This is a genomic window from Variovorax sp. 54 (assembly GCF_002754375.1).
In the GTDB taxonomy this organism is placed as follows: Bacteria; Pseudomonadota; Gammaproteobacteria; order Burkholderiales; family Burkholderiaceae_C; genus Variovorax.
Genome location: NZ_PEFF01000001.1, coordinates 1,178,148 through 1,192,189 on the forward strand (window position 1 = coordinate 1,178,148; position 14,042 = coordinate 1,192,189).

A 14,042-nucleotide genomic window follows, 5' to 3' on the forward strand; every position below is an offset into this window, starting at 1 on the left:
GCCCGCCTCCGCTCAACGTGGCAGGAACAGCAGCCACACGATGAGCAACACGTTGAACAGCACCGACACGCCGAGCGCGAGCTGGTACAGCGCGAGCGGGTCACGGCGGATCAGCGGCGTGGCGGCGGGCGCGTTCACGGGGCGCGAGGCGCCGCGCTCCAGCGCGAGCAGCATCTCCTCGGCGGTCTCGAAGCGTTCGCGCGGATCGCGGGCCACGGCCTTGCGCACGAGGTGGTCGAGCCACACGGGCACGTCGGGCCGCAGGCGCGAGAGCGCGACCGGGTCGCGCCGGTAGCGCGCCACCTGGTAGGGCTCGATCTCTCCGTAGGGCAGGTGTCCGCCGAGCCATTGGTAGAGCGTGGCGCCGAGCGCGAACAGATCGCTGCCCGCATCGGCCACGCCCCCCTCTTCCCACTGCTCGGGGTTGATGTAGCTCGGCGTGCCCGCATGCAGCTCGCGCTGCGCCGCGCCCTCGCGACCCGAGACCGCCACGCCCAGGTCGAGGATGCGCCAGCGTCCGTCGTCGCCCCGGTGCAGGTTGCCGGGCTTGATGTCGCGGTGGATCACGCCATGGCGGTGCAGCCGCCCGAGCGCGCGGCTCACCTCGATGGCCGCGGCGACCACCTCGGCCACGGTGCCGCGCGCGCCGTCCTTGCGCATCTGCTCGAGCGTGCGCCCGCCGTGCCAGTCGAACACGATGTACAGCGCGCTGGCGTCCGGCGCGCGCTCGTGCACGCGCACGAAGCCGCCGCCCTGCCCCACGCGCTGCCCCAGCCAGGCTTCGTGCGCCAGCATCGCGCGCTCCTGCGGGTCGCTGGCGCGCGAGGGGTGCAAGGTCTTGAGCGCGACCAGCTCGCGCGTGACCGGATGGCGCGCCTGGTAGAGCAAATGCACGCCGGTGTCGGCGACGGGCGCGGTGATGACGTAGCCGTCGAGCACGTCGCCCACCTTGAGCACGGGCGGCGGTGCGAGGCGGCGGCCGTCGCCGAGTTCGTCGTCGAGCTGGCGCGCATCGAGCCCCACCACGCGGATCACCAGCGCGGTCGCGTTGTCGCGCGTGCCGGCGGCCAGCGCGGCCTGCACCAGCGCTTCGCTTGCTGCCTCGGCGTCGCCCTGCAGTGCGAGCGCAGCCACCTGCTGCGGCTTGAGCACGCCGTGCACGCCATCGGTGCTGAGCACGAAGCAGTCGCCCACCCGCACGTCGCCCTGCATGTAGTCGATGCGCACCTGGTCGTCCAGGCCGATGGCGCGCGTGAGTCGGCTGCGCATGTCGGGGTGGTCGAAGGCATGGTCCTGCGTGAGCAGCTGCGCGGGCTCGCCGTCGGCGCGCACGCGCCAGGCGCGCGTGTCGCCCACGTGGGCCAGCGTGTAGCTCTGGCCGTGCAGCACCAGGGCGGTGAGCGTGGTGAGTGCGGTGCCGGCGCCCTCCTGCTTGCCTTGGCGCCGGCGGTTGTGGTCGGCGAGCCAGCCGTTCTGTGCGCCGATCAGGCGGTCGAGCGCGGCGGTCGGCTCCCAGGTGGCGGGCGTCGCGAAGTAGTCGGCCAGCAAACCCATCACCGTGGTCTGCGCCGCCTCACGGCCGCGCCCGCCGCTGGAGACACCGTCGGCAATCGCCGCGATGAGCCCGCGCGCTTCGTCGCCGACCGGCGCATGCACCGTGCCGGCGAAGTCTTCGTTCACCTCGCGCGGCCCGCGCTGGCTGCTGTAGCCAATGTCCACTTCAAAGCTCATGGCGCGATTCTGACCGCGCGCCACGGGCTGTCGTTCGCTTGATTTCCCTGAAAGGTCCAGCCCCATGAAGAAAATGAAACTCGTGATGGTCGGCAACGGCATGGCCGGCGTGCGCACGCTCGAAGAGCTGCTGAAGATCGCCCCCGATCTGTACGACATCACCGTCTTCGGCGCCGAGCCGCATCCCAACTACAACCGCATCCTGCTGTCGCCGGTGCTCGCGGGCGAGCAGACGGTCGACGAGATCGTGCTCAACAGCTGGGAGTGGTACTCGGACAACCACATCACGCTGCATGCCGGCAAGAAGGTGGTGGAGGTCGACCGCGTCAAGCGCATCGTGCGCGCCGAAGACGGCACCGAAGCCGCCTACGACCGCCTGCTGATGTGCACCGGCTCCAACCCCTCCATGCTGCCTGTGCCCGGCAAGGACCTGAAGGGCGTGATCGCCTACCGCGACATCGCCGACACCGACTACATGATCGAGACCGCGCGCACGCACAAGAACGCCGTGGTCATCGGCGGCGGCCTGCTCGGGCTCGAAGCGGCCAACGGCCTGATGCTGCGCGGCATGACCGTGACGGTGGTGCACGTGATGCCCTGGCTCATGGAACGCCAGCTCGACGATGTGGCGGGCAAGCTGCTGCAGAAGTCGCTCGAAGACCGCGGCCTGAAGTTCCTCATGGGCGCGCAGACGCAAGACCTCGTCGGCGGCGACGATGGCCGCGTGAAAGCCATCCGCTTCAAGGACGGCACCGAAGTCGCGGCCGACCTCGTGGTCATGGCCGTGGGCATCCGCCCCAATGTCGATCTGGCCGAGAAGATGCGTCTGCACTGCAACCGCGGCATCGTCGTGACCGACACCATGCAGACCGTGACCGACGCGCGCATCTACTCGGTGGGCGAATGCGCGGCGCACCGCGGCATCGCCTACGGCCTGGTCGCACCGCTGTTCGAGCAGGCCAAGGTGGCGGCCAACCACCTGGCGCTGTTCGGCATCGGCCGCTACCTCGGGTCGCTCACGTCCACCAAGCTCAAGGTGACGGGCATCGACCTGTTCAGTGCCGGCGAGTTCATGGGCGGCGAAGGCACCGAAGAAATCGTGATGAGCGACCCCTTCGGCGGTGTCTACAAGAAGCTGGTGCTGAAAGACGACAAGCTGATCGGCGCCTGCCTGTACGGCGACACGGTCGACGGCAGCTGGTACTTCAAGCTGCTGCGCGACGGGCGCAGCGTGCACGACATCCGCGACAAGCTGATGTTCGGCGAATCGAACATCGGCGACACCGGCCACGAGGGCCACAGCAAGGCCGCAAGCATGCCCGACGACGCCGAGGTGTGCGGCTGCAACGGCGTGAACAAGGGCACCATCTGCAAGGCCATCAAGGAGAAAGGCCTGTTCACGCTCGACGAGGTGAAGAAGCACACCAAGGCCAGCGCCAGCTGCGGCTCGTGCACCGGGCTGGTCGAGCAGATCCTGATGTTCACGGCCGGCGGCGACTACTCGGCCACGCCGAAGAAGAAGGCCGTGTGCGGCTGCACCGACGTGAGCCACCAGGACGTGCGCGACGCCATCCGCAAGGAGCACTTCCTGACGCACGACGAGGTCTACCGCAACCTCGGCTGGCGCACGCCCAACGGCTGCGCCACCTGCCGCCCGGCCATCAACTACTACCTGATCAGCACCTGGCCCAAAGAGGCGAAGGACGATCCGCAGAGCCGCTTCATCAACGAACGCAGCCACGCCAACATCCAGAAGGACGGCACCTACTCGGTCATTCCGCGCATGTGGGGCGGCCACACCACACCCGACGAGCTGCGCCGTATTGCCGACGCGGCCGACAAGTACAAGATCCCGACCGTCAAGGTCACGGGCGGCCAGCGCATCGACCTCTTGGGCGTGAAGAAGGAAGACCTCGAAGGCGTGTGGAAGGATATCGGCATGCCCTCGGGCTTTGCCTATGCCAAGTCGCTGCGCACGGTGAAGACCTGCGTGGGCAGCGAGTGGTGCCGCTTCGGCACGCAAGACTCCACGCAGATGGGCAAGGACCTGGAGCGCGCGCTGTGGGCCATGTACTCGCCGCACAAGGTCAAGCTGGCCGTGTCGGGCTGCCCGCGCAACTGCGCCGAGGCCGGCATCAAGGACGTGGGCGTGATCGGCGTCGACTCGGGCTGGGAGCTCTACGTGGGCGGCAACGGCGGCATCAAGACCGAGGTGGCGCAGTTCCTCGTGAAGGTGAAGACCAGCGAGGAAGTGATGGAGTTCACCGGCGCCTTCCTGCAGCTGTATCGCGAGGAAGGCTGGTACCTGGAGCGCACGGTGCACTACATCGGCCGCGTGGGCCTGGACTACGTGAAGAAGAAGATCCTCGAAGACGCCGAGGGCCGCAAGGCGCTGTGGGAGCGGCTGCAGTTCTCGCTCGACGGCGAACCCGATCCGTGGTTCGAGTCGGCCCAGGCCTCGGTGGACGTGCGGCAGTTCGAGCCGCTGTCGGCCTGAGCGCAAGGGGGGAGAAAGACGCTTGAAACGAAGACACTTCATCGCCGCCGCCGCGCTGACCTCCCTGACCTCCCTGACGGGGGTGAGCGCCCGCGCCCAGGTGGCCGACCTCAACGATGCCATCAACAAGGCGGGCCGCCAGCGCATGCTGTCGCAGCGCGCGAGCAAGGCCTACCTGGCGCTCTTGCAGAAGGTGGAGCCGCGCAGCGCGCAGCAGGTGCTCGACAGATCGATCGCGCTGTTCGAAAAGCAACTGGGCGAACTCAAGGCCTTCGCGCCGAACGCCACGATCCGCGGCACCTATGACGCGCTCGACGGCAGCTGGAACGACTTCAAGCGCGAGCTCACCAGCGCAACGCCGGGCAAGGACGAAGCCGCCAAGGTGGTGAAGCTCGACGCCACCGTGCTCGCACTCGCGAACCAGGGCACCGCGCAGTACGAAGCCGCCTCGGGCAAGCCCGTGGGCCGGCTGGTCAACATCGCGGGCCGGCAGCGCATGCTGTCGCAGCGCATGGCCAAGTTCTACCTGGCCGGCGCGATGCAGATCGATGCGGCCGGCAGCGCAGCAGAGATCGCCCGGTCGCGCGCCGAATTCCTGAGCGCGCTGGAAATTCTGCGCAACGCACCCGAAGCCACCGCGCAGATCCGCCAGGAGCTGGTGCTGGCCGACGCGCAATGGATGTTCTTCAACCGCGGGCTCCAGCGCCTCGAAGGCGCCGGAGCCTCGCCTGCCCACATGTCCGACGTGTTCGTGACCAGCGAGAACCTGCTCGCCATCATGGACCGCGTGACCGGCCTGTATTCCGACCTCAAAACCTAGAGAGCCCCACCATGAGCGAATGGAAAGCCATCTGCCGCATCGACGACATTCCCGTGCTCGGTGCGCGCCGCGTGACGCGCCCTGAAGGTGTGGACGTTGCCGTGTTCCGCAACGCCGACAACCAGGTCTTCGCACTGCTCGACCGCTGCCCGCACAAGGGCGGCCCGCTGAGCCAGGGCATCGTGTTCGGCACCAGCGTGGCCTGCCCGCTGCACAACTGGGCCATCGGGCTGGACGACGGGTGCGCCAAGTCGCCCGACGAAGGCTGCACGCCGAAGTTCGCGGTGCAGGTGACGGACGGCGTGGTGCATCTCGATGCGCACGAACTGGCGACGCACGCCATCGACCTGCCCCGCCCCGTGGCCGGCCCCGCGCGCACCATCGCGCTCGTTTCCGCTTGAGACCGGCCGCGCCCCCCATGAACGAAACGAAGTCCACCTGCCCCTACTGCGGCGTGGGCTGCGGTGTGATCATCGAATCCGACGGCGCGCAGATCACCGGCGTGCGCGGCGACCCCGACCACCCGGCCAACTTCGGGCGCCTGTGCAGCAAGGGCTCGACGCTGCACCTCACGGCCAGCGCGACCGTCACGCGCCAGACGCGGCTGCTGCAGCCGATGCAGCGCCTCGTGCGCGGGGAAGCACCCGCGGCAGTGACGTGGGACACCGCACTCGACAACGCCGCCGGCAAGTTCGCACAGGTGGTGCGCGACCATGGCCCCGATGCGGTCGGTTTCTATGTGTCGGGCCAGTTGCTCACCGAGGACTACTACGTCTTCAACAAACTGGCCAAGGGCCTGGTCGGCACCAACAACATCGACACCAACTCGCGCCTGTGCATGAGCAGCGCCGTGGCCGGCTACAAGCAGACGCTGGGCGCCGATGCGCCGCCGGCCTGCTACGACGACCTGAAACACGCCGAGTGCCTGTTCATCGTGGGCAGCAACACGGCGTGGGCGCACCCCATTCTTTTCCGCCGCATCGAGGACGCGAAGGCCGCGAACCCGGCACTGAAGATCGTCGTGGCCGACCCGCGCCGCACCGACACGGTCGAGATCGCCGACCTGTTCCTGCCGATCCAGCCCGGCACCGACGTGATGCTGTTCCACGGCATGCTGCACCTGATGCTGTGGGAAGGCTGGACCGACACCGCCTACATCGCGGCCCGCACCAACGGCTTCGACGCGCTGAAGGCCACGGTGCGCGAGTGCACGCCCGACAAGGTGGCGCAGGTCTGCGGCATTCCGAAGGACGACCTGCTCGCGGCGGCGCGGATGTTCGCCACCTCGCCCGCGACGCTGAGCCTGTACTGCCAGGGCCTGAACCAGTCGTCCAGCGGCACGGCGAAGAACGCCGCGCTCATCAACCTGCACCTGGCCACGGGCCAGATCGGCAAGCCCGGCGCCGGCCCGTTCTCGCTCACGGGCCAGCCCAATGCGATGGGCGGGCGCGAGGTGGGCGGCCTGGCCAACCTGCTGAGCGCGCACCGCGACCTGGCGAACCCCGAGCACCGCGCCGAAGTGGCCGCGCTGTGGGGCCTGGATCGTGAAGGACGCTCGGTGCCCGAGAAGCCCGGCAAGACGGCGGTCGAGATGTTCCAGGCCGCGGCCGACGGTGAGATCCGCGCGCTGTGGATCGCCTGCACCAACCCCGCCCAGTCGATGCCCGATCAGGCCACGGTGCGCCGCGCGCTCGAACGCGCCGAGTTCGTCGTGGTGCAGGAAGCCTTCGCCACCACCGCCACCTGCGCCTTTGCCGATCTGCTGCTGCCCGCCACCACCTGGGGCGAGAAGGAAGGCACCGTGACCAACAGCGAGCGCCGCATCTCGCGCGTGCGCCCGGCTGTGCCGGCACCGGGCGAGGCGCGCAACGACTGGTCGATCGCGATGGCCTTCGCGCACCGGCTCGAACGGCAGCTGGGCCGCAGCTTCACGCTGTTCCCTTACGACAGCGCCGAGTCGGTCTGGAACGAGCACCGCGAATCGACGCGCGGGCGCGACCTCGACATCACCGGCCTGAGCTACGCGATGCTCGAAAGCGCCGGCCCGCAGCAGTGGCCGCTGAAGGAAGGCGACAGCACCGGCCGCGTGCGCCTGTACGAAGACGGCGTGTTCCCCACGCCCGACGGCCGCGCGCGCTTTGTCGACACGCCCTACAAACCCGTCGCAGAGGCGCGCGAGGCGCGCTACCCCTTCTCGCTGAACACCGGCCGGCTGCGCGATCAGTGGCACGGCATGAGCCGCACCGGCACGGTCGGCAAGCTGTTCGGCCACGTGGCCGAGCCCATGGTGCAGATGAACGCACAGGACATGGCGCGCCGCCAGATCGCCGAGGGCGACCTGGTGCACCTCACGTCCAAGCGCGGCTCGATCCTGCTGCCGGCGCGCGCCAGCGCCGAGATCGGCCTGAGCCAGGCCTTCGTTGCCATGCACTGGGGCGAGGAATACCTGAGCGGTTGCTCGTCGACCGGCGTGCGGCTCGCGGGCATCAATGCACTCACCACGCCGGCCTACTGCCCGACCTCGAAGCAGCCCGAGCTCAAGCACACGCCCGTGAAGATCCTCAAGGCCGAGCTGCTGTGGTCGCTGCTGGCCATGGCCTGGCTGCCCGCCGGCGACGCGCTCACGGCGCAGCGGGCGCTGCAGCCGCTGATGGCGCTGTTCCCCTTCGCCACCTGCGTGCCGTTCGCGAGCAATGCGCAGGGCGAAGAAGAACGCAGCGGCGTGCTCTTTCGCGCCGCCGCGCACGACGCGCCCGACGCCGCGCTGGTCGGCCAGATCGAAGCCCTGCTGGGCCTGCAGACCACCGACACCCTGCGCTACGCCGACCACCGCCGCGGCCAGCGCCGTGCCGCGCGGCTGGTGCGCCGCGCCGACGGCAGCGCCGGGCTCGAAGCCTTCCTGCTGGGCGGCGACACCAGCGCCGAGGCCTGGATCGCCACCCTGCTGCGCGAGGAACTGCCCGCGCAGAGCTACGGCCGCCTGCTGCTGTCGCCGGGCGCCCGCGCGCCGGTGGCCGTGCAGTCGCGCGGCAAGCCGGTGTGCGCCTGCTTCAACGTGACCGACCGCGCCATCGAGGCCGAGCTGGTGCGCTGCACCGGCAGCCCCGACGAGCGGCTCGCCGTGCTGCAGGGCGCGCTGAAATGCGGCACCAACTGCGGCTCGTGCGTGCCGGAGTTGAAACGGATGATCCGCGTGACGCCTGCCGAGGCGATGGCGGAAACCCCGTGATCCTGTGTGTTTCTCCCGCCCCTTCCGGGGGAGGGCGGGGGTGGGGCAAGCGGCGCATCCATCGAGCGCTCTGCCTGCCCCCCTCCCAACCTTCCCCCAGCGGGGGAAGGCGCAAGACAAAGGCATAAGCCGACTCACATTCCGGCATAAGCGTTGCAGGACAATCCGCCTACCCATGGGAATCAGCCACTACATCAAGGAAATCGGCCGCGGCGCGCGAGGCGCCCGTCCGCTCACGCGCGAGCAGGCCTGCGACCTGTTCGGCCAGGTGCTGGACGGCACGGTCACCGACCTGGAAATCGGCGGCTTCTGCCTCGCCATGCGCATCAAGGGCGAGACGCCCGAAGAAATGGCCGGCTTTCTCGACGCCACGCACGCGCGACTGAACCCCGTGACGACGCTCGGCGGCCCGCTGATCGCGCTGCCCAGCTACAACGGCGCGCGCAAGCTGCCGGTGCTCACGCCGCTGCTGGCGCTGCTGCTGGCGCGCGAAGGCCTGGCGGTGCTGGTGCACGGCAGCGCGAGCGAAACCTCGCGCGTACTGGCATCGAACGTGCTTTCAGCCCTGGACATGCCCCCGATGACCACGCTCACCCCGCTTGCCGCCGGCCAGGTGGGCTTTGCCCCGACCGAGCTGCTGAACCCCGCGCTCAAGCGCCTGCTCGACGTGCGCCGCGTGGTGGGCCTGCGCAACCCCGGCCACAGCGTGGTCAAGCTGATGCGCCCGACCACCGGCCCCTGCGTGGTGGTGGCCAGCTACACGCACCCCGAATACGCCCGCACGATGGGCGAGACCTTCGAGCTCACGGGCATGACCGCCCTGCTCTCGCGCGGCCTCGAAGGCGAGGTGGTCTCCGACCCGCGTCGCACCGCCCAGATCGACGGCTTCGTGCGCGGCGTGCGCAGCGAACTCCAGGCCCAGGCCGCCGGCACCGCCGCCGACGTGCCCGGGCTGCCGAAAGAAATCGACGTCGCCACCACGGCCGACTACACGCGGCGCGTGCTGGCCGGCGAGCTTCCCGTGCCCGAAGCCATCGCGACGCAAGTCAGGCACATCACCGAACTGGCCTCCCACGCATGAACACCCCCTCCACCCTCATCACCGGCCGCTGCACGCTGGTGGGCGCCGGCCCCGGCGACCCCGAGCTGCTAACCGTCAAGGCCGTCAAGGCGATCCAGGCCGCCACGGTGCTGCTGGTCGACGACCTCGTGAACGACGCCGTGCTCCAGGCCTACGCCCGGCCCGGCGCGCGCATCGTGCACGTGGGCAAGCGCGGCGGCTGCAAGAGCACGCCGCAGGCCTTCATCGAGCGGCTCATGATCACGGCCGTGCGCGAAGGCGAGACCGTGGTGCGCCTCAAGGGCGGCGACCCGTTCATCTTCGGGCGCGGCGGCGAAGAGGTGGAACACCTGCGCGAGGCCGGCATCGAATGCGCGGTGGTCAACGGCATCACCGCCGGCCTGGCCGCCGTGACCTCGCTGGGCGTGCCGCTCACCCACCGCGACCATGCGCAGGGCGTGGTCTTCGTCACCGGCCACGCCAAGACCGGCGCCGGCGCGGCCGAAGACCCGACCGACTGGCGCGCGCTGGCCGCCACGGCGCACAACGCGCGCCTGACGCTCGTGATCTACATGGGCGTCTCGGGCGCCGGCCACATCGAGCGCGAACTGCTGCACGGCCTGCCGGGCGACACGCCCGTGGCCGTGGTGCAGCACGCGAGCCTGCCGCACCAGCGCCACCTCGTGACCACGCTGCAGGGCCTGCAGGCCCGCATCGCAGACGCCGGGCTGGGCAGCCCGGCGGTGATCGTGGTGGGGGATGTGCTGCGGGGGTTCGCCGCAGCGGCGCTGCCCGCGCCCCTGGACCAGGACCGCTTCGGCACCTGAGCGGACCCGGCGGTCCGTTGCCGCCGTTGTCGCCTCACCCGAAGTACGGGTGCTCCGCCGGAAACAGGGCCCGCTTGACGAAGGTGCGCCACTGCGCCGGCGCACGAGACCCCAACGCCACCAACCCCGCACAGTAGGCCTGCGCGCGCACCTGCGGCGTGAGGCCGGCCAGCGCGGCCTCCGCGCTGCGGGTGTCCTTGCTGGTTTCGAGCGCGGTCACGAAGGCGCGCAGCCTGTCGGCATCGTCCGGCGACAGGTTCTTCAGCGCCAGCATCGACTTGTCGACCGGCCGGCCATGCCGGATCGCCAGCCCGATGGCCGGCCAGAGCGATTCGAAGTCGTCCGGCGTGATGGCCCGCGCAGCTTCGAGCGCCTTGCCGACCTGCTTCTGGCTGGCACCATCCGATGCTCCGACCATCAGCACGAGGCGGGCCTGCGGCTGCGAAGCGACCGTGGCGATGTCGAAGGCCTTGTCCAGATGCCCCTGCCCCAGCTCCACATAGCCGCGTGCGGGGCTGGTGGCGGGCACGTCCTTGCCGAGCTGCAGGGTCCGCTGCATCCGCAGGTAGTCGGACCTGGCCAACAGGTCGTCGATAGACACGGCCTCGCCCTGCTCGATGCGGCGGATGCGCGCCAGGTCTGCCGCGGCGATATTGCCCATGAACGGCACCTTGGCACCTGCCTTCTCATAGGCGCGGCGGGCTTCGACCCAGGCCTGCTCGCCGGCCCAGACGTGCCCGGCGGCATAGGCGAACCAGGCGCTGTCGGGATGCTCGGCGGCGCCTTTCTTGAAGGCGACATCCTTCGCGGCCGGGTCGGCGATGCACCGCACGACCAGGTAGGCCAAGTCGCCCACAGCGGGATTCGCTGCGGCCAGCGCACGGTGCTGCGCGCAGACCCGTTCCTTCGCCTCCGGCGTGATGGCCAGCGATTGCTGCTCACGCAGCGACGCGATCTCGAGGGGATCGCGCGCCAGGCGCGAGGCGATGACCTTCGCGTACCCCTCGGCCAGTTCCTGCTCCGAGACGTTCAGCCACTCGATCAGGTAGGCCGACTGGACCGAGTCCCACCGGGCGTGCGCTTCGACCAGCGCCTTGCGGTCCCCGCCCGCCGGCATCATGTTCAGGTGAAGGCTGGCCGACTGCGACGCCGGAAAGCTGACGACCGACCGGGTGCCGCCGCCCCCCTTGGTGCTGATCTGCCGCGGCGGCTCTTCGAACAGGGCATCCGCCGACTGCGATGACCAGCGCGGCGCGCCCAGCGGGCGCTCGGGCGGTGCGACCGCGTTGCCGTACACCGCCGTCCACGCCACCATCGGCGCCGCGCCGGCCACGTTGTAGACGTAGCGCACGCCGACCAGCTCGGGGTTGGCCGAGAAGGATTCGATCTCCTGTCCTTGCGCCGTGCGTGCGCCCAGTTCGATGGGCTTGTCTGCCTCGACCTCGAAAGCCCGCTTGCCGCCCGGTGCGAGCGTTGCGCTGTGGCTACCCACGTGCACCTTCACCTCGCGGTCGAGGCCGTTGTAGGCGATCACGCTGGCGCTGCCGAGCGTGGTGCTGATGCCCATGAGGCTCGCGATCACGCCGCCCGCGACGACCAGGCGCGCCCCGCCGGCCCACCAGCCGTCTGCTGTCTGGAAGCGCGACCAGGCATCGAGCTTCTTCTGGCGCGGACGCTCCTGCCCGTTCATCAGCGTCGTGTACGTCGCGGGCACCACCGGTGCGGCGGGCGCATCACCGGTGGGGGCTTGCTGTGTCAGTGCGACGTCGGCGAGGCTGGCCTCGGTGGTCAGCAACTGGTCGAGCGCGGCCCGGCGCAGGCTGCCCAGCGCGCGCACCATGGGGCGGACCCAGCTGTCCGACGCGCGGAGCCATTCGTTGATGTTCTCCCGCGTCGGGTAGCCGAAGCTGAACTCGCCCACCGTGGCCGCCCAGCTCTCGCGGCCCATCAACGCCAGCGCCTGGGGGCCGGCCTCGAGGGTTGGCGCGTCCTTGGCGATCTCGGCCATGCCGCTGAAAAGCGCGCTGGCATCTGCCAGCACGCGCCGGGCCTCGGCCTCGTTGGTCTTGCGCTTGGCCGTGACCATGGTCAGCGTGTTGATCGTCGTTTCCTGCAGGTCGATCAGGTTCGCCTCGGCATGCTCGGCATAGTGCAGCAGCCGCAACTGGGCCAGCCAGCCGGCCTCCCACTCGGGCCCCAGCACCGCCGCCAGCGCGTGCAGCGTGGAACGGCAGCGGCGGTCGTGCGTTTCGAGTTCGCGCTCGACGGCTGCGATGTCCTGCGCCACTTCGTCGATGGCGCCGGCCACCTCGCGCTTCCTGATCGCCTTGCCGCGATGCTCCAGGCGCGCGCCCTCGGTCTTGGCGATGCCGTCCTGCACGGCGACCAGCGTGGCGCGTTCGTGCCGCAGCGCGCCCAGCCGTTCGAGCACACCCGACAGCGACTCGGGATAGAGCCCCGGCAGCGCTGCGGCCGCCTCCGATGCGCTGATGCGGTCGAACAGCGCCTCGGCAGTGTTGTGCGAGCGCGTGACGGCGCGCCCCAGGTACACGCCGCGGTAACGCCGCTTGTACGACTCCCGGTCGTACTCGGCATCGAGCGCCTGCGCTGCCGCCTCGCGCGTGTCGGCGATAGGGGGCGGCACCACGTGGCTGATCAGGGCGGCGCAGTTGCGCTCGCGAAAGGCCGGTGCGTCGTCGAACAGGTCCCACGCGGAGTTCTCTCGGGTCTCGGCCGGAAGGTAGACCTTCTTCGCGTTCTCTTCGCGCTCGTGGCTGGCCGGGTGCGTGGCCCACATGCGCGACACCGACACCCGGTCGCGCTTGAAGATGCGGTGCGTGGCCGGCCCTTCGGCCGGTGCGGGCGGCGGCGTGCCGTAGTTCGGGTCGTCGTAGATCGCCCGCAGCTTCTGGATGATCCGCGACTGGATGTCGTAGAGATCGGGTGCCGCATGGCCCTTGTGCAGCCGCTGGTTGGCGAAGTCGAGGGTGCGGTCCCAGGCGCTGTCGGCCGCCTGCATCTTGTAGAGCGCGTCGATCAGCGCGTCGCTGCCCGCAAGGCTGACCGAGACGCGGTCGGCCTGGAACTCCATCTCGCGCGACAGCGCGCGGTCGGCCAGCACGACAACGCGGAACAGGCTGTCGACCACCGACCGGATCGACCACACCAGCAGGGAAAACAGCCAGCCGATCCACGCGATCCGGATGTCGGTGCGCGAGAGCCCTTCGAGAAAGCGGTCCAGCCCGTCGCGCTTGGCCACGATGTGCGCCGCGATCTGCTGCGCCAGGTAGACCCAGCGACCGACCGCCATGCTGCGCTGCGCGAAGTGACCGAACTCGTGCGCCAGGACGGCCTTGAATTCGGACACGGTCAGCACGTTGACCAGCGGCAACCCGATCTCGAGGTTCTTCTTCGAGGGGAGGAAGAAGTTGAGCAGCGACAGGTCGTAGAACACCGCCGCATTGACCCGCGCGGACACGTACACCTTGGCCGGTCGCGGGGCTCGCGCTTCGTCGGCGAGCCGGTACAAAAAGGCGAACAGCCGGGGCTGGTCGGCCTCGGTGATTTCGGTCAGGCCGTCCATCTGGCCGCGCCGGACGAATACCAAAGCTTTCAGCATGAACACCGCCAGGAAGGCGGCGCCGACCCCCACGACCAGCAGCAGGAACCCGTCGCGCGACCCGTAGACCGAGGCCCGGATCGAGAGGTAGGCCTTCCAGGCCAGCCAGCCCGAGAACAGCAGGTAGGCCCCGACGAAAACCAGCAAGGCCACCATGGCCAGCCACGCATGCCGCCGGTAGGCCGGCGACGCCTTGGCCAATTGACTCCCGGCGCCGGCGGGACCCGCCGGATAAAGCTGATCCACCATGTTGTGCCCC

At 69.8% G+C, this 14,042-nt stretch carries 8 protein-coding genes; 6 read left to right on the forward strand and 2 right to left on the reverse strand.

The genetic code is table 11. From position 1 onward, the window contains the following. Positions 1-12 precede the first annotated feature (12 nt). On the reverse strand, positions 13-1,731 hold the full coding sequence (locus CLU95_RS05230; RefSeq protein WP_099791056.1) for a bifunctional protein-serine/threonine kinase/phosphatase: 1,719 nt from the start codon (positions 1,729-1,731) through the stop codon (positions 13-15). Positions 1,732-1,795: 64 nt separating this feature from the next. Between CLU95_RS05230 and nirB the strand changes: the two genes are divergently transcribed. The 6 genes from nirB to cobA all read left to right on the forward strand — a co-directional run bounded on the left by nirB (position 1,796) and on the right by cobA (position 10,164). Beyond that, positions 1,796-4,228 (forward strand): nitrite reductase large subunit NirB, encoded by a 2,433-nt coding sequence (nirB, locus tag CLU95_RS05235; protein ID WP_099791058.1) that lies wholly within the window; start codon positions 1,796-1,798, stop codon positions 4,226-4,228. A gap of 22 nt (positions 4,229-4,250) precedes the next feature. Beyond that, positions 4,251-5,048, forward strand: a complete 798-nt coding sequence (locus tag CLU95_RS05240) for a type IV pili methyl-accepting chemotaxis transducer N-terminal domain-containing protein (protein ID WP_099791060.1) — start codon at positions 4,251-4,253, stop codon at positions 5,046-5,048. An 11-nt stretch (positions 5,049-5,059) separates the two neighbouring features. Further along, the gene (nirD, locus tag CLU95_RS05245) at positions 5,060-5,449 is read left to right on the forward strand and encodes a nitrite reductase small subunit NirD (protein WP_099791062.1); all 390 of its coding nucleotides are present in this window, start codon (positions 5,060-5,062) and stop codon (positions 5,447-5,449) included. A 17-nt stretch (positions 5,450-5,466) separates the two neighbouring features. Beyond that, positions 5,467-8,277: a nitrate reductase gene (locus CLU95_RS05250; RefSeq protein ID WP_099791064.1), complete on the forward strand. Its 2,811-nt coding sequence runs from the start codon at positions 5,467-5,469 to the stop codon at positions 8,275-8,277. Between the two features lie 175 nt (positions 8,278-8,452). Beyond that, the gene (ybiB, locus tag CLU95_RS05255) at positions 8,453-9,358 is read left to right on the forward strand and encodes a DNA-binding protein YbiB (RefSeq protein WP_099791066.1); all 906 of its coding nucleotides are present in this window, start codon (positions 8,453-8,455) and stop codon (positions 9,356-9,358) included. Further along, a complete protein-coding gene (gene cobA, locus CLU95_RS05260) occupies positions 9,355-10,164 on the forward strand; it encodes a uroporphyrinogen-III C-methyltransferase (RefSeq protein ID WP_099791068.1) in 810 nt (269 codons plus the stop codon). The genes ybiB and cobA overlap by 4 nt, the downstream gene beginning before the upstream one ends. 34 nt (positions 10,165-10,198) lie before the next feature. Here cobA and CLU95_RS05265 read toward each other — a convergent pair whose 3' ends face one another. Next, positions 10,199-14,032 (reverse strand): M48 family metallopeptidase, encoded by a 3,834-nt coding sequence (locus CLU95_RS05265; RefSeq protein WP_180288549.1) that lies wholly within the window; start codon positions 14,030-14,032, stop codon positions 10,199-10,201. Positions 14,033-14,042: the final 10 nt, after the last annotated feature.